The 20,774-nt window shown below is 68.5% G+C and carries 19 protein-coding genes; 11 read left to right on the top strand and 8 right to left on the bottom strand.

Going from position 1 to position 20,774, the window contains the following annotated elements; all coding sequences use genetic code 11:
- Positions 1-13: 13 nt before the first annotated feature.
- Entirely contained in the window at positions 14-919 is a 906-nt protein-coding gene (locus tag WG903_RS15605; protein WP_340077063.1) for a LysR substrate-binding domain-containing protein, read from the top strand.
- Complete coding sequence (locus tag WG903_RS15600; RefSeq protein WP_340077061.1) at positions 916-2,826, top strand: aconitase family protein; 1,911 nt, start codon at positions 916-918, stop codon at positions 2,824-2,826. The genes WG903_RS15605 and WG903_RS15600 overlap by 4 nt, the downstream gene beginning before the upstream one ends.
- Here WG903_RS15600 and WG903_RS15595 read toward each other — a convergent pair.
- From WG903_RS15595 to WG903_RS15575, 5 genes are all read right to left on the bottom strand, one after another.
- Positions 2,804-4,285, bottom strand: a complete 1,482-nt coding sequence (locus WG903_RS15595) for a S8 family peptidase (protein WP_340077059.1) — start codon at positions 4,283-4,285, stop codon at positions 2,804-2,806. The two genes, WG903_RS15600 and WG903_RS15595, sit on opposite strands and share 23 nt — an antisense overlap.
- A gap of 129 nt (positions 4,286-4,414) precedes the next feature.
- A complete protein-coding gene (locus WG903_RS15590) occupies positions 4,415-5,383 on the bottom strand; it encodes a Vgb family protein (protein ID WP_340077057.1) in 969 nt (322 codons plus the stop codon).
- Between the two features lie 28 nt (positions 5,384-5,411).
- Positions 5,412-6,521, bottom strand: coding sequence for a 5-methyltetrahydropteroyltriglutamate--homocysteine S-methyltransferase (locus WG903_RS15585; RefSeq protein WP_340077055.1), 1,110 nt, complete (start codon positions 6,519-6,521; stop codon positions 5,412-5,414).
- Between the two features lie 10 nt (positions 6,522-6,531).
- Entirely contained in the window at positions 6,532-7,485 is a 954-nt protein-coding gene (locus WG903_RS15580; RefSeq protein ID WP_340077053.1) for a PDR/VanB family oxidoreductase, read from the bottom strand.
- Positions 7,482-8,525 (bottom strand): aromatic ring-hydroxylating dioxygenase subunit alpha, encoded by a 1,044-nt coding sequence (locus WG903_RS15575; RefSeq protein WP_340077051.1) that lies wholly within the window; start codon positions 8,523-8,525, stop codon positions 7,482-7,484. Before WG903_RS15575 ends, WG903_RS15580 begins: the two co-directional genes overlap by 4 nt.
- Positions 8,526-8,667: 142 nt before the next feature.
- Between WG903_RS15575 and WG903_RS15570 the strand changes: the two genes are divergently transcribed.
- Genes WG903_RS15570 through WG903_RS15540 form a run of 7 tightly spaced genes read left to right on the top strand, consistent with a single transcriptional unit; the run spans position 8,668 to position 15,008 of the window.
- The gene (locus tag WG903_RS15570; RefSeq protein WP_340077049.1) at positions 8,668-9,840 is read left to right on the top strand and encodes an ABC transporter substrate-binding protein; all 1,173 of its coding nucleotides are present in this window, start codon (positions 8,668-8,670) and stop codon (positions 9,838-9,840) included.
- Positions 9,841-9,892: 52 nt separating this feature from the next.
- On the top strand, positions 9,893-10,768 hold the full coding sequence (locus tag WG903_RS15565; RefSeq protein WP_340077047.1) for a branched-chain amino acid ABC transporter permease: 876 nt from the start codon (positions 9,893-9,895) through the stop codon (positions 10,766-10,768).
- Positions 10,765-11,721 carry a branched-chain amino acid ABC transporter permease gene (locus WG903_RS15560; RefSeq protein WP_340077045.1) on the top strand — a complete coding sequence of 319 codons (957 nt, stop codon included), beginning with the start codon at positions 10,765-10,767 and terminating at the stop codon, positions 11,719-11,721. Before WG903_RS15565 ends, WG903_RS15560 begins: the two co-directional genes overlap by 4 nt.
- Entirely contained in the window at positions 11,718-12,476 is a 759-nt protein-coding gene (locus tag WG903_RS15555; RefSeq protein ID WP_340078256.1) for an ABC transporter ATP-binding protein, read from the top strand. Before WG903_RS15560 ends, WG903_RS15555 begins: the two co-directional genes overlap by 4 nt.
- Complete coding sequence (locus tag WG903_RS15550; RefSeq protein WP_340077043.1) at positions 12,469-13,173, top strand: ABC transporter ATP-binding protein; 705 nt, start codon at positions 12,469-12,471, stop codon at positions 13,171-13,173. Before WG903_RS15555 ends, WG903_RS15550 begins: the two co-directional genes overlap by 8 nt.
- Before the next feature lie 13 nt (positions 13,174-13,186).
- Complete coding sequence (locus tag WG903_RS15545; protein ID WP_340078255.1) at positions 13,187-14,080, top strand: DUF1932 domain-containing protein; 894 nt, start codon at positions 13,187-13,189, stop codon at positions 14,078-14,080.
- Position 14,081: 1 nt separating this feature from the next.
- A complete protein-coding gene (locus tag WG903_RS15540; protein WP_340077041.1) occupies positions 14,082-15,008 on the top strand; it encodes an AEC family transporter in 927 nt (308 codons plus the stop codon).
- On the opposite strand, the gene WG903_RS15535 is transcribed toward WG903_RS15540, so the two are convergent.
- The 3 genes from WG903_RS15535 to WG903_RS15525 all read right to left on the bottom strand — a co-directional run bounded on the left by WG903_RS15535 (position 14,974) and on the right by WG903_RS15525 (position 18,964).
- On the bottom strand, positions 14,974-17,007 hold the full coding sequence (locus WG903_RS15535) for a TRAP transporter permease (RefSeq protein WP_340077039.1): 2,034 nt from the start codon (positions 17,005-17,007) through the stop codon (positions 14,974-14,976). The genes WG903_RS15540 and WG903_RS15535 overlap by 35 nt on opposite strands.
- 13 nt (positions 17,008-17,020) lie before the next feature.
- Positions 17,021-17,974: a TAXI family TRAP transporter solute-binding subunit gene (locus WG903_RS15530; RefSeq protein ID WP_340077037.1), complete on the bottom strand. Its 954-nt coding sequence runs from the start codon at positions 17,972-17,974 to the stop codon at positions 17,021-17,023.
- 78 nt (positions 17,975-18,052) lie between these two features.
- Complete coding sequence (locus WG903_RS15525; protein WP_340077035.1) at positions 18,053-18,964, bottom strand: LysR substrate-binding domain-containing protein; 912 nt, start codon at positions 18,962-18,964, stop codon at positions 18,053-18,055.
- 97 nt (positions 18,965-19,061) lie between these two features.
- Here WG903_RS15525 and WG903_RS15520 point away from each other — a divergent pair, with 97 nt between their 5' ends.
- Both WG903_RS15520 and WG903_RS15515 read left to right on the top strand, forming a co-directional pair.
- Complete coding sequence (locus WG903_RS15520; protein ID WP_340077033.1) at positions 19,062-19,742, top strand: substrate-binding domain-containing protein; 681 nt, start codon at positions 19,062-19,064, stop codon at positions 19,740-19,742.
- Positions 19,739-20,773, top strand: a complete 1,035-nt coding sequence (locus WG903_RS15515) for an amidohydrolase family protein (protein ID WP_340077031.1) — start codon at positions 19,739-19,741, stop codon at positions 20,771-20,773. The genes WG903_RS15520 and WG903_RS15515 overlap by 4 nt, the downstream gene beginning before the upstream one ends.
- Position 20,774: the final 1 nt, after the last annotated feature.

Below are 20,774 nucleotides of genomic sequence, written 5' to 3'. Positions count from 1 at the left end.
GGTTAGGAATATCTTGCGGGACCTCGACCTCACCAGCTTGCGCCTTTTCGTCACCGTGTGCGAGACGGGGAACATCTCGCGCGCGGGCGAGCGCGCCAACATCGTCGGCTCGGCCATCAGCAAGCGGCTGGCCCAGCTGGAAGACGCCGTCGGCACGCCCCTGCTGGCGCGCAAGCGCCACGGCGTGCAGCCCACGCCGGCGGGCCGCACGCTGCTCGAGCATGCGCGTTCCGTGCTGGCCACCGTGGGCGCGATCGAGCGCGACATGGAGGCGTACGCGGCCGGCGCGCGGGGGCAGGTGCGCATCCTCGCGTCCGCTTCCGCGCTGGCCGAGTCGCTGGCGCAGGACATCGCGACCTTCCTGCACAAGCGCGAACACGCGCGCATCCAGGTGGACCTGGAAGAGCGCGTCAGCCCCGACATCGTCCGCGGCATCCACGACGGCACCGCTTCGCTGGGCGTCTGCTGGGACGCCACCGACACCGCGGGACTGCACAGCAAGCCGTACCGCATGGACGAGCTGGCGGTCGTCGTGCCGCGCGGCCACGCGCTCGCGTCGCGCAAACGGGTGAAGTTCGAAGACACGCTGCCTTACGAACACGTGAGCCTGCCGGCGAACAGCGCCGTGCAGGTGCTCTTCCAGCGGGAAGCGGCGCGCGTGGGGCAGAAGTTCAACCACCGCGTCATCGTCACGAACTTCGAGGCAGCGCTGCGCGTGGTGCGCGCAAGCCTGGCGATCTGCCTCGTCCCGCGCGAAGTGGCGGAAATTTACGCCGACGCCTACGAGCTGCGGATCATCCCCCTCGCGGAGACATGGGCGCGGCGCAGGTTCATCATCGTGTACCGCGACGAAGCTGCGCTCACCCCGGCCGCGCTGCTCCTGCTGCAGCATCTCGCCGCCCAGGCACCTGCCCCATGAAGTTCGGCAAGATCCTTTTCCTGCGCGATGGCGGGAAGCTGCGCGACGACGTTTCCACCGACGAGATCACGCCGGTGGCGATCATGTCGCACTTCGACGGCAAGCTCGCGCAGTTCGCGTACACCGGCTTCCGCTCGGGCAATGCTTTCCCCATCGCGCGCGGCGACGTCGTGCGCGGCGGCTTCGACGTCACGGTGGCCGGCAAGCGCTATGGCAAGGGCTCCTCGCGCGAGCACAGCCCGGCGGCGGAGAAGTTCGCCGGGATTCGGCTCGTGATCGCCGAGAGCTTCGAGCGCATCTACCGGCAGAACGCAGACAACATCGGGCTGCTGACTTCCACCGACATGGGCCTGGTCGCGCGCATCGAGCGCGGCGAGGACATCGCACTCGACGAGTTGCTGCAAGGCCGCGACGAGCTCGCCCAGGGCATCCTGCGCAGCGGCGGCCTGCTGGCGTTCGGGCAGCAGCACCTGATGCAGGCGCAGGCCGCGCCCGCCGATACCGGCGATGTGCCGATGACGCTCTTCGACAAGATCGTCCAGCGCCACCTGCTGCGCACGCCCGTGACGTCGCTCGAACCGAAGGCCGGCGACGGCCTGTTCCTGCGCGCGGACTGGCGCTTCATCCACGAGTACTACACGGGCATGGCGGCGCACCTGCTGGACGCCGCATTCCCCGAAGGCTACGCGATCCGCGACCGCGGGTCGGTGATCGTGTTCGAGGACCACAGCTCCTACGTCGACGAAAGCCCGGCGCACATCCGGCTGGGCCTGGTGCCCAACATGCGCGCCATGCAGCAGGCGCAGCGCGATTTCGTCGCACGCCACAGCCTGCGCAGCCACCGCACGCTCACCGACGAGGAAGCGCGCGCCGACGACGGCACGAACGTCGCGGGCATCTCGCATGCGATGGTGGCGGAGCACTACGCGCTGCCCGGCCAGCTCGTCGCGGGCACCGACTCGCACACGCCGCACAGCGGCGCGCTGGGCTGCGTCGCGTTCGGCGTGGGCACGACCGACATGGCCGATGCCTTCGTGACCGGCGCCGTGCGCCTGACGATGCCGGGCAACCTGCTCGTGCAGCTCGACGGCCCGCTGCCCGCCGGCCTGGCCGCGAAGGACGTGATCCTGCACCTGCTGGCGCTGCCCGAAATCCGCGCGGGCGCCGGCGTGGGGCAGGCGTTCGAGTTCCGCGGCAGCGCGGTCGATGCGATGTCGATCGACGAGCGCGCGACGCTCACCAACATGACGGCCGAACTCGGCGGCGTGACCGGCATCGTCGCGCCCGACGCTCGGACGCTGCGGTTCCTGCGCGAGCGCCGCGGCGTCGGCTTCACGCTCGAGCCCTGGATGCGCAGCGACGAAGGCGCGCATTACTCGCGCACGATCACCGTCGACTGCACGCGCCTGTCGCCCATGGTGGCCTGCCCCGGCGATCCCGGCAACGGCATGCCGCTGGCCGCGCTGGGGCGCGAAGTCGCGGTCGACATCGCCTACGGCGGCTCGTGCACGGCGGGCAAGCGCGAGGACTTCGACCGCTACCACGAGGTGCTGGCCTGGGGCCTGGCGCACGGCCTGCGCGTGCCGCCGCGCGTCAGCCTGTACCTGCAGTACGGGACGACGGCCGTGCGCGACTACTGCATCGCGCGCGGCTACGACCGCACGTTCGAGGCCGCCGGCGCTCGCATCCTGCAACCCTCGTGCGGCGCCTGCGCCAATTGCGGGCCGGGCTCGTCGACCGATGCGGGGCAGGTGACCGTGAGCGCGATCAACCGCAACTTCCCGGGCCGCTCGGGCCCGGGGCAGGTGTGGCTGGCGAGCCCGGCGACGGTGATGGCCAGCGCGCTGGCGGGCCGGCTGGCTTCGTTCGACGAGCTGGTGCGCGCTAGCGGCGCTGGTGCACCGTGATGCGCGACGCGGCGTCCTGCGAAGGATCGTAGGTCGCGCCCGGCGCGGCGACGTCCGTCACGGTGAACACGCTGGTGTTGACCGACTTGGCAAGGGTCGCGCTCGTGATCGCGCAGTTGCCCTTCGATGTCGTGGTGCACTGGCCCGTGCCGCCGGGGTCGAACGAGCCCGACACGCGCGCGTTCGACACGAGCGCGCCCGTATCCACGTTGCGCACGGTGATGGTGACCTTCGCCGCCCAGCCGCCCGAGGCATTGGCCTTCTGGCCCGCGAGCGACTTCACGGCCACGGTGGGCGGCGGCGGCTCGCTCGCCACGCCGCCCGCCAGCGAGTAGAGCAGGCGATTGGGCGAGTTGGACGTGAGCGATGTGATGCGGTTGCGCGTTGCGTTGTCGACGATGAAGTCGGTGATGGCGGCGGGCGATGCGGACGGGTTGGCTTCGAGCGCCAGCGCGGCGACGCCCGTGACGTGCGGCGACGCCATCGAGGTGCCGCTGATGGTGTTGGTCGATGCGTCGTGCAGGTTCCAGGTGGATTTGATCGATACGCCCGGCGCGAAGATGTCGACGCAGGTGCCGAAGTTGGAGAAGGAAGCCCGCGTGTCGCTCGACGTGGTCGCGCCGACCGTGATCGCCGTGGGCTCGCCCGCCGGCGAGGTCTGGCAGGCGTCCTTGTTCTCGTTGCCGGCGGCGACCACCAGGGTCACGCCCGCGGCCACCGCGCGCGCAACGGCCGCGTTCACGGCGCTCGAGAAGCCGCCGCCCAGCGACATGTTGGCGACGGCGGGGCGCTTGCCCGTCTGCTGCGCCACCCAGTCGATGCCGGCGATGACGTCGCTCCAGCTGCCCGCGCCGTCGCAATCGAGCACGCGGACCGGAACCAGCGTCACGCCCTTCGCGACGCCGTAGGTCGTGCTGCCCACGGTTCCGGCGACGTGCGTGCCATGGCCGTTGCAGTCCCCGGTGCCCAGGCCGTCCGGGACGTTCGAGAAGCCCGTTGCCACGCGCCCGCCGAAGTCGGCGTGCGTGGCGCGGATGCCGGTGTCGATGATGAAGGCGTAGACACCCGCGCCCGTGCGGTCGTAGTGGTACTGCGTGTCCAGCGGGCGGTCGGCCTGGTCGATGCGGTCCAGGCCCCAGGTTGCCTGGTTCTCCACGGCCGTCGTGGAGACCGTCTGGTCCTGTTCGACGAAGTCGACGTCCGGGTCCTCGCGCAGCTGGCGCACGGCGTCGTCCGAGAGCGTCGCCGAGAAGCCCTTGAGGGCCTTGGAGAACGCGTGGTGCTTGCGGCCGCCCGTGCGGCGCACCTTGCGGTCGGTCTCGCCCACCGGGTCGGCGACGGAGTCCTTGTAGACGACGATGAAGCGCCCGGGGATGGGGCGCGACTCGTGCACGCGCGCGTTCTGCGCGAAGGCGGAGCCGGCCAGGGCCAGGGCGAGGAAGGCGAGGAAGCGGGTCATGCGAAGTAGCTCAGCGGTACTCTCCCGATGAGACACGGGCCGGCGCATCCCGGCAAGGGGGTGGCCCCTCCAAACCGGCGGAAATGCGGAGTTTTCCCTGCCGGGAATGGCAACGTTGTGTAAAGCAGGTCAGGCCGTGCGGATCACCGAGATGTGCTCGGTGCCGCTTTCGGGCAGCCAGATCTCGCCCGGGCGGCCCAGGACCTGCCGCACGTTGATGCCCGGGCGGCCGAAGGCGTAGCGCTCGAACTTCTCGGCCTTCGGGTCGAAGGACCACACGCAGTCGCCGCCGAAGTCGGTGGTCCACACGATGTCGCGCTCGTCCACGTACACGGCGTAGATCTTCGGGTCCGCACCCGGCGGCTTCCACTGCTTCCACGTGTTGGCCTTCGGGTCGTGCACCGACAGCTGGCCCGCCGACCATTCGCTCACCCAGATGCGTCCCTGGCTGTCGCTCCACACGCGGCGCGCGCCCTGGTTCTTCGTGGGCGGCTCCACAACATGCGAGTCGCCGGTGCGGCGGTCGATGCGCGCGATGAAGGAACCGGCGAGCGAACACCACCACACGTCGCCCGAAGGCGTGCCGCAGATGCCGTAGGGCCCACGCCCGCGCGGTGCTTGCTTCACCGACACCGCGCCGGTCTTCACCGCGACCTTGCCCACGTAGCCGCCCTGGCCCGTGTACCAGAGGTCGCCGTCGCCGTCGAAGGCGCAGGTGTTGAGGTTGGCGTACGGCGTGCCCTGCGGCAGCGGCATCACCTTGACCTCGCGCGAAGGCCAGGCAACGCGCACGATCGCGTTCTGCCCGCTGTCGGTGATCCATGCCGCCTTGTCCGGGCCCTGGATCACGCCGTGCGGCGAAGAGCCGGCGCCGAGCGCGACCAGTTCGGTCTTGCCCGTCCTCGGGTCGAACCAGCCGAGGTGCCCGCTCGCCTGCGCCGTGAACCACACGCCGCCGTCGGGGGCGGGCGCGATGTCATGGATGCCGGTGCGGCGCGGGGTGTTCAGCGGCCAGGACTGGGTCTTGTGCGTTTGCGCGAGCGAAGGCAGCGGGATGGCGGCCGTGGCGGCGACGAAAGAGCGGCGCGAGACGGGCATGGCAGGCTCCTGTGGCCTGCCATCGTAGTCAATCTCCCCAGACTTCGCGAGCGGTTTGCACCACCAGCTCGAGCTTGCGGCGCTGGTCGTCCACGGCGATCAGGTTGCCGTGCACGGTGCTGGAGAAGCCGCATTGCGGCGACAGGGCCAGTTGCTCCAGCGGCGCGTGCTTCGCGGCTTCGTCGATGCGCCGCTTCAGGTCGTCCTTCTTCTCCAGCTGCCCGAACTTGGTGGTGACCAGGCCCAGCACCACCATCTTGCCCTTGGGCAGGTAGCGCAGCGGCCGGAAGTCGCCGGAGCGGTCGTCGTCGTACTCCATGAAGTACGCGTCGATGTCCATCTCCTTCAGCAGCGCCTCGGCCACCGGCTCGTAGTTGCCTTGCGCGGCGAATGTGCTCTTGAAGTTGCCGCGGCACAGGTGCATCGCGAGCAGCATGCCTTCAGGTTTCTGCGCCACCACCTTGTTGATGAACTTCGCGTAGCGGTGCGGCAGCTCGTTGGGGTCGTCGCCGCGCTGGCGCGCGGCTTCGCGCATCTTCTCGTCGCACAGGTAGGCCAGGTTGGTGTCGTCCATCTGCACGTAGCGCGCGCCGGCGTCGTACAGGGACCGCAGCTCGTCGCCGTAGGCCTTCGCGACGTCGTCGTAGAAGGCCGGCTCGAGCTCGGGGTAGGCCTCGCGGCTGATGCCCGCGCGCCCGCCGCGGAAGTGCAGCATTGTGGGCGAGGGGATGGTCACCTTCGGCGTGTGGCCGGCGCTCAGTTGCGACTTCAGGTACTCGAAGTCCGCTTTCTGGATGTCCTTGGCGTGCCGCACCTTGCCGGTGACGCGGATCACGGGCGGCGCGAGTTCCTCGGTTCCGTCCGGCTTCTTCACCGTGACCGGGATGTCGGTCTTGACGCCGCCGAGCTGCTCGAGGAAATCCAGGTGGAAGTAGGTGCGGCGGAACTCGCCGTCGGTGATGCTCTTGAGGCCGATGGACTCCTGGAACTTCACGATCTCGGTGATCGCCTTGTCCTCCACCGCGCGCAGCTGCTGCGGGGTGATCTCGCCCTTGGCCTTCTGTTCGCGGGCCTCCAGCAGGTACTTGGGGCGCAGGAAGCTGCCGACGTGGTCGTAGCGGGCGGGAAGCTGGATCATTCGATGTCTCCTACAGGTCGAGCACGAGGACGGCCGATTTTGCACGCGAGCAGCAGGGCGTGAACTGGTCGTGCTTCGCCTTCTCCTCGTCGGTGAAGTACATGTCGCGGTGGTCGCACTCGCCTTCGAGCACGCGCGTGATGCAGGTGCCGCACACGCCTTGCTCGCACGAGGTGAGGATCTCGACCCCGGCGGCGGCCAGCGCCTTCACGATCGTCTGGTCGGCGGCGATGGGGATCACCTGGCCGCTGCTCGCGATCTTCACGTCGAAGGGCCGGTCGCCGCTCTTGTCCTGGTCGGGCGCGGCGAAGAACTCCACGTGGATCTGGCCCGCGGGCCAGCCGCAGCCCTTGGCCCAGTCGGTGACGAACTGGATGAAGCCGGCGGGGCCGCACACGTAGAGGTGCGTCTGCGAATCGACATTCGCGAGCAGCCCACCGAGCTGCAGCGGCTCGGCGGGGTTGTCGTCGAAGTGGAAGTGGGTGCGGCCCGCGAAGGGCGATGCCGCGATCTCGTCGAAGAACGCCGTCTTCGACTTCGAGCGCGTGCTGTAGTGCAGCTCGAAGTCCGAGCCCACGTGGGCCAGCCGGTGCGCCATGCACAGCAGGGGCGTGATCCCGATGCCGCCCGCGAAGAGGATGGTGCGGACGGCATGCACCAGCGGGAAGTGGTTGCGCGGCTCGCTGATCTCGAGCACGTCGCCTTCCTTCACGGCGTCGTGCATGCCGGCCGAGCCGCCGCGCGACTTGGCGTCGCGCAGCACGGCGATGCGGTAGGTGTGGTGCATCGAGGGCTCGTTGCACAGCGAATACTGGCGCGTGAGGCCGCCGGGGACGTGCACGTCGATGTGCGAGCCCGCGCTGAAGGCCGGCAGCGGCCCGCCGTCGGCGCGGGCCAGTTCGAAGCTGGCGATGCCGTCGGCCTCCAGCTTCTTGCGGACGACCTTGACCTTCAGCTGCGTCACGCGGCGGCCTTCGCGGGCTGTTCGGCGGCGACGAGCCGGTCGATGATGCGCCGCGACTGCACGCCGCCCGCATCGATGTTCAGCATGAGCAGGCGGCGCTCGGGCCAGCGCAGCAGGTTGCGCTGCTGCGCCTCCAGCACCTGGGTGTCTTCCGCGAACACTTTTGCCTGCCCTTCCTTGATCTGCGCGGTCAGCGCCTTGTCGGTCACGTTGAAGTTGCGCGCCATGCCCCAGAAGTACCACATGCTGGTGTCGGTCTCGGGCGTGAGGAAGTCCACCACGATGGAATAGACCTTGTCCTTCGCCTCGGCGTTGTAGCCGCCGCGGCCCGCCAGCGCCACGCCCACCTCGATCATGATGTGCGACGGCGGGTGGAAGTGGCACACCTGCCAGCGGTCCACCGGCTGGTCGTCGGGCAGGTTGTTCCCGCGCAGGTTGGCGCGCCAGAAGGGCGGGGCCATCACGCCGTCCATGAAGCGGGACGTCATCACGTGGTCGCCGTCGGCCTTGGTCGTCACCGGCGTCTCGTCGATCTCCTTCTGGCCGATGGAGGTGGTGTGCACGTAGGTCTCGTGCGTCAGGTCCATCAGGTTGTCGACCATCAAGCGGTAGTCGCACGCCACGTGGTACAGCCCGCCGCCGTAGGCCCAGTCGGGGCTTTCGGCCCACTCGAGGTGGTGGATCTTCGAAACGTCTGCCAGGGCCGGGTCGCCGGGCCACACCCAGATGAAGCCGTACTTCTCGGCCACCGGGAACGAGCGGATCTTCGGGAAGCCCTGCACCCGCTGGCCGGGCATGGACACGGTCTTGCCTTCGCAGCCCATCGCCAGCCCGTGGTAGCCGCAGACCAGGTTGCCTTCGCACACACTGCCGAGCGAAAGCGCAGCGCCGCGGTGCGGGCAGAAGTCTTCCAGTGCCGAAACCTCGCCGGCGCGGGGACGCCAGAACACCATCTTCTCGTTGCAGACGGTACGGCCGAGCGGCTTTTCGTCGATCTCGTCGGGCGTCGCCGCGACGTACCAGGCGTTCTTGGGGAACATGGGAGGCGTCTCCAGGGGATGGCAAAGCATAGTGCTCACCCCCGTGACTTCGATATCAAAATTGCGCATAACTGCTAGACAGGACTAGCCTTTGCGGCATGGGGCCGCGAAGGGACAATCCGGGCACCCTCCAGGAGACAACATGCACAAGAGAACGATCCTTCGCGCGGCCGCGGCCGCCGCCGTGGTTGCGGTGTCCTGCTCATCCTTCGCGCAAGGCACCCCGTTCAAGATCGGCCTGATCCTGCCGATGACGGGCCAGCAGGCCACCACGGGCCGCCAGATCGACGCCGCCGTCAAGCTGTGGATCGCGCAGAACGGCAGCACCGTCGCGGGCCGCAAGGTCGAGGTGATCCTGAAGGACGACACCAGCCTGCCCGACGTGACGCGCCGCATCGGCCAGGAGCTGATCGTCAACGACAAGGTGGACGTGGTGGCGGGCTTCGGCATCACCCCCTCGGCGCTGGCCGTCGCGCCCATCGCCACGCAATCGAAGACGCCGCTGGTCGTGATGGCCGCCGCGACGTCGAGCATCACCGAAGCGTCGCCCTACGTCGTGCGCACGAGCTTCACGCTGCCGCAAGCGTCCGTCGCAATGGGCGACTGGGCGCCCAAGAACAACATCAAGACGGTCGTCACGCTCGTCACCGACTACGGCCCGGGCATCGACGCCGAACGGTTCTTCAGCGAGCGCTTCATCTTCAACGGCGGCAAGGTCGTCGACAAGCTGCGCGTGCCGCTGCGCAACCCCGACTTCGCGCCTTTCCTGCAGAAGGTGCGCGACCTCAAGCCCGACGCGCTGTTCGTCTTCGTGCCCTCCGGCGCGGGCGCGGCGGTGATGAAGCAGTTCGGCGAGCGCGGCATGGACAAGGCGGGCATCCGCCTGATCGGCACGGGCGACGTGACGGACGACGACCAGCTCAACGACATGGGCGACGTCGCCCTGGGCGTGGTCACCTCGCACCACTACTCGACGGCGCACCCGTCGGCCGCGAACAAGAAGTACGTCGAGGCCTTCATGAAGGCCAACAACAACCTGCGCCCGAACTTCATGTCGGTGGGCGGCTACGACGGCATGCGCGTGATCTACGAAGCGCTGAAGAAGACCGGCGGCAAGGGCGGCGGCGATGCGCTGCTCGCGGCCATGAAGGGCCAGATCTTCGAAAGCCCGCGCGGCCCGGTGTTCATCGACGCGCAGACCCGCGACGTCGTGCAGAACATCTACTTGCGCAAGGTGGAACGCAAGGACGGCCAGCTGTGGAACACCGAGTTCGACGTGATCAAGGACGTCAAGGACCCGGGCAAGACGAAGTGACACGGCACAAGCCGTGTCATCCCGGCGCAGGCCGGGATCCAGTGTCTTTCACATGCTGACCATCCTCTTCGACGGCATCGCCTACGGCATGCTGCTGTTCATCCTCGCCGTCGGCCTGGCGGTGACGATGGGCCTGATGAACTTCATCAACCTCGCGCACGGGGCGTTCGCGATGGTGGGTGGCTACATCACGGTGCTGCTGATGCAGCGCGCCGGCGTGCCGTTCCTCTTGTGCCTGCCGCTCGCCTTCGCGGGCGCGGCGCTGCTGGGGGCCGTGCTCGAGCGCACGCTGTACCGGCCGCTGTACAGCAAGCCGCACCTGGACCAGGTGCTGTTCTCCATCGGCCTGGTGTTCATGTCGGTGGCGGCGGTCGACTACTTCGTCGGCTCCACGCAGCAGATCCTGCACCTGCCCGAATGGCTGAAGGGCCGTACCGAGCTCGGCAGCGGTGCCTGGACGCTGGGCATGGGGCATTACCGCCTGTTCATCATCGTGATCTGCGCGGCGCTCACCGTGCTGCTGCAGTGGATCCTGTCGCGCACGCGCTTCGGCAGCCGCCTGCGCGCCTCCGTCGACGACCAGCGCGTCGCCGCGGGCATGGGCATCAACGTCAACGTGGTATTCCTCTCCACCTTCGCGTTCGGCTCGGGCCTGGCGGGCCTGGGCGGCGCGCTGGGCGCGGAAGTGCTGGGCCTGGACCCGAGCTTCCCGCTCAAGTTCATGATCTATTTCCTGATCGTGGTGGCCGTCGGCGGCACGTCGTCCATCACCGGCCCGCTGCTCGCCGCGCTGCTGCTCGGGATCGCGGACGTGGCCGGCAAGTACTACATCCCCAAGATGGGCGCGTTCATCGTCTACGTGCTGATGATCGTGATCCTGCTGTGGCGCCCGCAGGGCCTGTTCGTGCGCCAGGGCGGCAAGGCATGACCGACGCGCAGAAGTCATTGCTCGCCACGGCGAAGGTCAAGTGGTGGGAGCCGCTCCTGTGGCTGGCGGCGTTCGCCGTGCCGCTGCTCGTGCCGAGCACCGCGCTCATCGTGAACGAGATCGCGATCATCGCGCTGTTCGCGGTGTCGCTGGACCTCGTGCTCGGGTACGCGGGCATCGTGTCGCTGGGGCACGCGGCCTTCTTCGGCCTCGGCGCCTACACCGCCGCGCTGTTCTGCAAGCACATCAACCCCGACCCGCACCTCGGGCTCGTCGTCGCCATGGCAGCGTCGGCGGTACTCGGGCTCGCGGCGAGCTTCACGATCCTGCGCGGCACCGACCTCACGCGGCTGATGGTGACCCTGGGCGTGGCGCTGATCCTGCTGGAGCTCGCGAACAAGCTCGACTGGCTGACCGGCGGCACCGACGGCATCCAGGGGCTGGTGTTCTCGCCCGTGCTCGGCCAGTTCGCCTTCGACCTCGCGGGCCGCACGGCGGTGTTTTACTCGCTGGCGGTGCTGCTGGTGCTCTTCTTCATCGCGCGGCGCATCGTGAATTCGCCCTATGGCGCCACGCTGAAGGCCATCCGCGACAACCGCCTGCGGGCCATGGCCATCGGCATCCCGGTGCACGCGCGGCTCGTGTCGGTGTACACGCTGGCTGCGGCGATCGCGGGCGCGGCCGGCGCGCTGTTCACGCAGACTTCCGGCTTCTCGTCGCTGGACGTCTTCGAGTTCCACCGTTCCGCCGACCTGATGCTGATGCTGGTCGTGGGGGGCACGGGCTGGCTGTACGGCGGCGTCGTGGGCGCCGTCGTCTTCAAGATCATGCAGGACCTGCTGTCGTCGATCACCCCGCAGTACTGGACGTTCTGGCTGGGCCTGTTCCTGGTGGTGCTGGTGCTCGTGGGGCGTGACCGCCTCTTCAAGCCATGGACCTGGTGGAAGCGATGAGCGACGTCGTGCTTCAGGCCCAGGGCCTGGTGAAGAAATTCGGCGGCATCACGGCCACCAACAACGTGACGCTGGACGTGCGCCGCGGCGCGCGCCATGCGCTGATCGGCCCCAACGGCGCCGGCAAGACCACGCTGGTCAACCTGCTGACGGGCGTGCTGGAGCCGACCGAAGGCCGCATCGTGCTCGAGGGCGAGGATGTCTCCCAGCTGGCTCCGCACAAGCGCGTGCAACGCGGCATGGTTCGCACGTTCCAGATCAACCAGCTGTTCGCGTCGATGACGCCGCTGGAAACGCTGGCGCTGGTGGTGTCGCAGCAGCGCGGGCTCGGCACCGGCTTCTGGAAGCCGCTGGGCGCCCCCGCGGAAGTCGCGCAGCGTTGCGAGGAGCTGCTGGCGCAGTTCCACCTTTTCGAGGTCATGAACCAGCGCACGGAGTACCTGGCCTACGGCAAGCGCCGGCTGCTGGAGATCGCCATCGCGCTGGCCTGCGAGCCGCGCGTGCTGCTGCTCGACGAGCCGGTGGCCGGCGTGCCCGCGGGCGAGCGCGAAGAGCTCCTGCAGACGGTCGCGGCACTGCCGGCCGACGTGTCGGTGCTGCTGATCGAACACGACATGGACCTGGTCTTCAGCTTCGCCGACCGCATGACGGTGCTGGTCAACGGCGGCGTGCTCACCGAAGGGACGCCGCAGGAGATCGCGGCCAACGAGGAAGTGAAGGCCGTGTACCTGGGGCACGAGGTGGCGCATGGCTGAACTGCTGCGCGTGGACAACCTCAGCGCCGGCTATGGCGAGGCGGTGGTGCTCAACGGCGTGTCGTTCGAGCTGGGCGAAGGCCAGACGCTCGCGCTGCTCGGCCGCAATGGCACGGGCAAGACCACCTTGATCAACACGCTGGCCGGGTCGACGCGCCAGCACGCCGGTTCCATCACCCTGGGCGGCGCCGAGCTGCACAAGCTGCCGTCGCACCTGCGGGCGGCCGCAGGCATCGGCTGGGTGCCGCAGGAGCGCAACATCTTCAAGTCGCTCACGGTGCACGAGAACCTCACGGCGGTCGCGCGCCCGGGCCGCTGGGCCCCGGAGCGCGTCTACGAGATGTTCCCGCGCCTGGCCGAGCGCAAGACGAACCTGGGCACGCAGCTGTCGGGCGGCGAGCAGCAGATGCTGGCGGTCGGCCGGGCGCTGGTGGTCAACCCCAAGGTGCTGCTGCTCGACGAACCGCTGGAAGGCCTGGCGCCGATCATCGTCGCCGAGCTGCTGAAGGCCATCGAGCGCATCACGCGCGAGGAGGGCCTGGCCGCGATCATCGTGGAGCAGCATCCGCAGGCGATCCTGCGCATCTCGCACCGCGCCATCGTGCTCGATCGCGGCACCGTGGTCCACGCCAGCCCGGCCGATGCGTTGCTGCGCTCGCCCGACTTGCTCGACCGCCTGCTCGGTGTGGCACGATGAAGCCATGAGCACCCTGGACATCGCACGCATCGGCGTCGTCGGCTACGGCGAGGTCGGCAAGATCTTCTCGAAGGGCCTGAAGGACCGGGTGCGCGCGATGGGCGCCTGGGACCTGAAGTTCGCGCAAGCGGCCACGCGCGACGCGGAGTTGGCGCACGCGGGGGACGCAGGCGTGACGGCGCATGGTTCGATGCGCGAGCTGTGCGAAGCCAGCGATCTCGTGATCTCGGCGGTGACGGCCTCCAACACGCTCGCGGTCGCCGAAGAGGCGGCGAAGTCCGTCCGGCGCGGCGCGCTCTTCCTCGACCTCAATTCCGCGTCGCCCGGCACCAAGCAGAAGGCCGCGGCCGCGATCGAAGCCGCCGGCGCGCAGTACGTCGAGGCGGGCGTGATGACCTCGGTGCCGCCTTACGGCATCCAGGTGCCCATGCTGCTCGGCGGCGCGCGGGCGGCCGACCTCGCGCCGCTGCTTCAGTCCTGGGGCATGGACGCCAAGGCCGTCAGCGACAAGCTGGGCGTGGCCAGCGCGATCAAGATGTGCCGCAGCGTGATGATCAAGGGCCTCGAGGCCCTGGTGATCGAGAGCTACGCGACCGCGCGGGCCTACGGCGTCGAGGACCACGTGCTGCCGACGCTGCGCGAGACCTTTCCGAGCATCGACTGGGACAAGCAGGGCGCCTACTTCTTCAGCCGCGTCGTCGAGCACGGCAAGCGCCGCGCCGAGGAGATGCGCGAAGCAGCGAACACCGTGCGAGAGGCCGGCTTCGATCCGCTCATGACGGCGGCCATCGCCGACAAGCAGCAGTGGGTCGCGGACCAGGCGAAGGAGGGCACGTTCAAGGACGTCGCCAAGGGCGCGCGCTGGCAGGAGTACGCCGACCGGCTGCTGGCCGCCCGCAAGCGCTGACGTGCTCGCGGTCCTCGCGCTCACCGGCCCGATCTTCCTGGTCATCGCCGCGGGCTACGTGGCCACGCGCATCGGCCTGTTCGAGCGTGCCGAGATGCGCGTGTTCGGCAAGTACGTGATCAACATTGCCTTGCCCGCGCTCTTGTTCAACGCGCTGTCGCAGCGCAGCGTGGCCGAGGTGCTCAACCCGGTGTTCGTCGCGGCCTATGCGAGCGGCGGCGTGCTGGCGATGCTGCTGGGCATCCTGTGGGCGCGCCGCTTCGCGCACAAGTCCGTCTCCGCGAGCGCCATCGTCGGCATGGGGATGTCGTGCCCCAACAGCGGCTTCATCGGGTTCCCGCTGGTGGCGCAGGCGTTCGGCGCGGCGACGGCCGGCATCGGGCTGGCGCTGGCGATGGTGGTGGAGAACTTCATCCTGCTGCCGCTGGCGCTGGCCATCGCCGACAGCGGCGGCTCGGGCTCGCTGGGCGCGGCGATGCGCCAGTCGCTCAAGGCCTTGTCGCGCAACCCCATGATCTGGGGCATCGCATCCGGTTTTGCCTTCTCGCTCTTCGGATGGCACCTGCCCGAGCCGGTCGCCAAGGCGGTGAACCTGCTGGCGATGTCGACCGGCGCGATCTCGCTCTTCGTCATCGGCGGTTCGCTGGTCGGCATCCACATCGGCGGCATGAAGCGCGACGTCGCCGTGATCGCGGTCGGCAAGCTGCTCCTGCACCCGCTGCTGGTGTGCGGCCTCGTGTACCTGCTGCCGCCGATGGCGCGCGAGCTGCAGGTCGCCGTGATCCTGATGGCCGCCGTGCCGATGCTGGGGATTTACCCGATCCTCGCGCAGAAGCACGGCCACGACGGCATGGCGGCGGCTGCCCAGCTGGGCACGACCGTCGCGTCGTTCTTCACGCTGACGGCGCTGCTCTGGGCGATCGCCTGAGCACCTGCATCGCAGCGGCGGCGATGAAGAGCGCCAGGCCGACGAGGTCGGCGATGAGCGTCGGGTAGACCAGCGCGAAGCCGGCGGCGAGGAACAGGCCGCGCTCCACGTTGGTCGTCTTGCGCAGCGCCCAGCCCTGGAAGCCGGCCGCGAGCGACGCGATGCCGATGGCGGCGGTGAGCGACACCTCGGCGATGCTCCACCAGCTCGCGCCGGCCAGTGCCTTGGACGAGCCCATGAGCAACAAGCCCTGGCCGCTCGGGTCGAGCACGAACATGAAGGGCACGAGGAAGGCGGGCACCGTGTACTTCCAGCACTGCATCGTCGTCTTGTACGGGTCGCCGCCGGTGATCGCGGCCGCGGCGAACGGCGACAGCGCCGTGGGCGGCGACACCTCCGACAGCACGGCGTAATAGAAGATGAACATGTGCGCCGCGAAGTCCGGCACGCCGAGCTTGATCAGCGCGGGCGCGGCGATCACGGCGCAGATGATGTACGAGGCAGTGACCGGAACGGCCAGCCCGACGATCCACACCACGAGCGACGTGAAGATGGCCGTGAGCAGCAGCGAGCCGCCGGCGTACGCGATCACGATGGAGCTGAACTTCAGCCCCAGGCCCGTGAGGGTGACCACGCCGACGATGATGCCCGCGCCCGCACACGTGGCGCCCACGTTGAGCATGCCGATGGAGCCGCCCTCCATCGCCTTCATGAAGCCCGAGTCGAGGAACTTGCGCCACAGGGGGCCTGGGGCGGAGAAGATGTCCCACGGGATGAGCGAGGTGTCGCGGCGCAGGAAGCTGGTGAAGAACGACACGACGGTGGCCCAGAACACCGACAGCACCGGCGAGAAGCCCCACAGCATGAAGGCGACGATGGACACCAGCGACAGGAAGTGGAACCAGTACTTGCGCGTGAGGTTCCACACGCTGTCGACCTTGGTGAAGGTGGCGTCCTTCATGCCGTACTTGCGCGCGTCGATCTCCACCATCAGGAACAGCGCGAAGTAGAAGAGCAGGGTGGGGATCGACGCCATCAGCAGCACGTCGATGTAGGAGATCTTCAGGAACTCGGCGATCAGGAAGGCCGCCGCGCCCAGCACCGGCGGCGAGATGATCGCGCCCAGGCCGCCCGCGGCGAGCAGCCCGCCCGCGGCGTTCTTCTCGTAGCCGACCTTCGCGAGCATGGGGTAGGCGACCGAGCCGAGCGTCACGGTCGTCGCCACGCCCGAGCCCGACGGCCCGCCGAGCAGGAAGGACGCGAGCACCACCGTGCGGCCGGCCCCCGTTGGCTTTCCGCCCATCGCCGAGAACGAGAAGTCGATGTAGAACTTGCCCGCCTGCGAGTACTGCAGGAAGGCCCCGAAGACGGTGAACAGGATGATGAGCGACGACGACACGTCCACCGCCGGCCCGAAGATTCCTTCCAGCGTCATGTACATCACGCCGATCAGGCGCGGGATCTCGTAGCCCTTGTGCGTCCACGGCGCGGGCAGCCAGGGGCCGAGCATGGCGTAGGCGATGAAGGAGCCCGTGATCACCGGCATGATCCAGCCGTTGGTGCGGCGCATGGCCTCGAGCACCAGCGCCAGCAGCGCCAGGCCGAAGACGATGTCCCACCCCTGGGGCGAGGTGTTGCGGTCGGTGAAATCGTCCCCACCCAGGATGGCGTAGGCCGCGACGCCGATCGCGAGCAGCGCCGCGAGCACGTCCCACCACATCAGCCGGTGGCGGAAGCGCCGTGCGACCGGGAACATCAGGAAGCACAGGAACAGCACGAACGCGACGTGGATGTACCGCAGCGTCTGCGTCGGCACGATCGAGTACGCGGCGTACATGTGGAAGGTGGACATCGCCACGGCCACCAGCGTGACGAAGACGGCAAGCGCGCCGCGGAACTTGTTGGCGGCGCCTTCCTCCTGCTCGATGAACTCCTCGGCCTTTTCCAGCGCCGACTGGCTGACGCCCTCGGTGATCGCGGCGCGGTTGGGGTCGGTCACTCGGGCGGCCGGGTCAGTTGACCTTGACGCCCTTTTCGGCGAAGTACTTCAGCGCGCCGGGGTGGAAGGGCACGGGGGACGCAGCGGCCTTCTGGCTTTCCAGCTTGATGTTCTCAGCTTCCTTGTGCACGGCCACCAGTTCCGCCTTCTTGTCGAAGATGGTCTTGACGATGTTGTACGCCGTCTTGTCGTCCATGCTTTCGTGCGCGACCAGGATGTTCATCACCGTGGCCTGCTTGTTGTCGGCGTCCATGCCCTTGTAGATGGCCTTGGGGATCACGTCCTCGACGTAGAGGTTGCCGTACTTCTTGTTCATCGCGGCCACGAGGTCCGCGTGGTCGATCAGCTTGACCTTGGTGCTCGGCGTGTTCGCCAGGTCGGTCACCGCGGCGGTGGGCAGGCCGCCGACCCAGAAGAAGGCGTCGATCTTGCCGTCCTTCAGCGCGTTGGCGGATTCGGCGGCGCTCAGGCGCTCGCGCTTCATGTCCTTGTCCTTGTCCAGGCCCGCGGCCTCGATGAGGCGGAAGGCCATCACTTCGGTGGCGCTGCCCGGCGCGCCGGTGGACACGTGCTTGCCCTTGAGGTCGGCGAACTTGCTGATGCCCTTGCCTTCGACCGTCACCACGTGCATGCGGTTCGGGTACAGCACGGCCAGCGTCTTCAGCGGCACCTTCTTGCCCTTGAACTTGTCCTCGCCCTTGGCGGCATCCAGCGCCGCATCGGCCATCGAGAAGCCCACGTAGGGTTTGCCGGTTTCGATGAGCTTCAGGTTGTCGACGGAACCGCCCGTGACTTCCGCGGTGGCCTGCATGCCGGGCACGTACTTCGACAGGATGGCCGCGAGGCCGCCGCCCATCGGGTAGTACACGCCACCGGTGCCGCCCGTGGCGATGGAGATGTTCTGCGCCAGCGCGCCGAACGCGAGCAGCGCCGTGACCGACAGCAAAACGTTGCGGATGAACTTCATGCCTTGTCTCCTGTAGTGCGGGCATTGTGTTGGCATGCCACACGCGCGGACACGGGGTTTTCCCCCCAAACGGAACGCCTAGTGGCGCGCGTACACAGCGGGCAGGATGTCGCGGATCAGCCCGAGCGCGGCCTTCTGCACCGGCGTCGCGGGCCGCTGCAGGCTCGTCGCGAGCGAGAGCTGGATGCGCAGCGGCGGCGTGCCGATCTGCTGTGCGATGTATGCCGACGGCCGCGGCGAATTCAGCAGCGCGTTGTGCGACAGGATCGCGCAGCCTGCGCCGTCGAGCACCAGGTCGAGGATCGCGGTGACGCCGTCGATCTCCAGCGCCACGTTGGGTTTCGCGCCGATGGCGGCCATCGCGGATTCGACGTGCAGGCGGATGGCGTTGGGCCGGCTCGGGATCACGAGCGGCATCTGCGCGATGTCGCGCAGGTCGACGGGGCCGGGCGGCGGGTCTTCGTGAAGCCCCGGCGGACGTGCGCGCACGAGCAGCAGGTCTTCCTCGAGGAGCGGCAGGACGTCGAGCTCGCGCGAGGGCTGCGCGTTGTAGAGCACGGCAATGTCGAGGCGCCCGCTCGTCAGGCCTTCCTGCAGGCCCACCGACAGGGCTTCGCTGATCGACAGGCGGGCGTCGGGGGCGGCTTCGCGGAAAGCGCGCGTCAAGGGCACGGCAAGCACGCGCGCCACGCTGCTCGGCAGTCCCAGCGCCACGCGCCCGGACAGCCCGCCGCGCAACCGTCCCAGGTCGTCGCGAGCCCGCTGCACCTGGTGCAGGATGCCGCGGCCGTGTTCCAGCAGGATCTTGCCGGCTTCGGTCGGCACCGCGCCGCGGCCGTTGCGCACGAGCAGGGTCTGGCGCAGCTCCACCTCCAGCAACCGCACCTGCCGGCTGAGCGCCGGCTGGGCCACGTCCAGCTCGACCGCGGCTCGCGTGAAGCTGCCGAGCTCAGCCACGCGGACGAAGTATTCGAGCTGCTTGAGGTCCATGTTTCTGGATGGGTGGGCGCCAATTATGCTGAACTGGCATAGCTGCTAGAGGCGGGGTGGGCTTCAAGCGCCCGCCGCCCCTGCCGACAATGCCCGGATGACGGCGATCCGCGGCATTTCCTCCATGGCCACGCGCCAGCTCCTGGGCGAGCTGGCGGCGATGTACGGAAAGCTCTCGGGCGTCGAATCGCGCATCGAATCGGTGGGCGGCGTCGACGCGGCGAAGCGCGTGCAGGCCGATGAACCCTTCGACGTCGTCGTGCTCGCGTCCGACGCCATCGACAAGCTGCAGCAGGCGGGCAAATTGGCGGGCAGCCGCGTGGACCTGGTGCGCTCCGGGGTCGGCATCGCGGTGAAGGCCGGGTCGCCGCAGCCCGATGTGTCGAGCGAGGCAGCGCTCAAGCGTGCGGTTCTCGCGGCACCGACGATCGGCTATTCGACCGGACCCAGCGGCACGGCATTGCTGAAGCTCTTCGAGCGCTGGGGCCTGGCGGACATCCAGAGCAAACTGGTGCAAGCCTCCCCGGGCATCCCGGTGGGCTCGCTGGTGGCCGACGGCAAGGCCGCACTCGGCTTCCAGCAACTCTCGGAGCTGATCCACCAGCCGGGCATCGAGCTCCTCGGCGCGATGCCGGCGGGCGCCGAAATCAACACGGTCTTTTCCGGCGCGGTGTGCGCCACCAGCACGCAGCCGGCCGCGGCGCGCGAGCTGCTGCTGTTCATGGCTTCGCCGCCCACCGCGGATGCGAAGCGCCGACAAGGGATGGAACCCGCATGACGATCATCATCGACTGCCATGGGCACTACACCACCGCGCCCAAGCAACTGGAAGAGTGGCGCAACCAGCAGATCGCCGGCATCAAGGACCCTGCGGCGAAGCCGAAGGTCGCGGACCTGAAGATCAGTGACGACGACATCCGCGAGACCATCGTGAACAACCAGCTGCGCCTGATGAAGGAGCGCGGCAACGACCTGACGCTGTTCTCGCCGCGCGCGAGCTTCATGGCGCACCACATCGGCGACTTCGAGGTGTCCAGCACCTGGGCGGCGATCTGCAACGAGCTGTGCTTCCGCGTGGCCAAGCTGTTCCCCGACCACTTCGTGCCCGTGGCGATGCTGCCGCAGTCGCCCGGCGTGGAGCCGAAGACCTGCATCCCCGAGATGGAGAAGTGCATCCGCGAGTACGGCGCCGTAGGCATCAACCTGAACCCGGACCCGTCGGGCGGCCACTGGAACTCCCCGCCGCTCACCGACAAGTGGTGGTACCCCATCTACGAGAAGATGGTGGAGTACGACGTGCCGGCGATGATCCACGTCAGCACGAGCTGCAACGCCTGCTTCCACACCACCGGCGCGCACTACATCAACGCGGACACCACGGCGTTCATGCAATTGATCCAGGGCGACCTGTTCAAGGATTTCCCGCAGCTGCGCTTCATCATCCCGCACGGCGGCGGCGCCGTGCCCTACCACTGGGGCCGCTACCGCGGGCTGGCGCAGGAGATGAAGAAGCCGCTGCTGGACACGCACGTGATGAACAACGTGTTCTTCGACACCTGCGTGTACCACCAGCCGGGCATCGACCTGCTCAACACCGTGATCCCGGTGAAGAACGTGCTGTTCGCCAGCGAGATGATCGGCGCGGTGCGCGGCATCGACCCGACCACCGGCAACTACTACGACGACACCAAGCGCTACATCGACGCGTCGAAGCTGCTGTCCGGCGAGGACAAGCACGCGATCTTCGAGGGCAACACGCGCCGGGTGTTCCGGCGCCTGGATGCGCAGCTCCAATCCAAGGGGAAGTGAC

This window comes from Ramlibacter sp. PS4R-6 (genome assembly GCF_037572775.1).
In the GTDB taxonomy this organism is placed as follows: domain Bacteria; phylum Pseudomonadota; class Gammaproteobacteria; order Burkholderiales; family Burkholderiaceae_C; genus Ramlibacter.
Note: the sequence above shows the minus strand (reverse complement) of the source record. Positions and strands in the feature narration are given on the sequence as shown.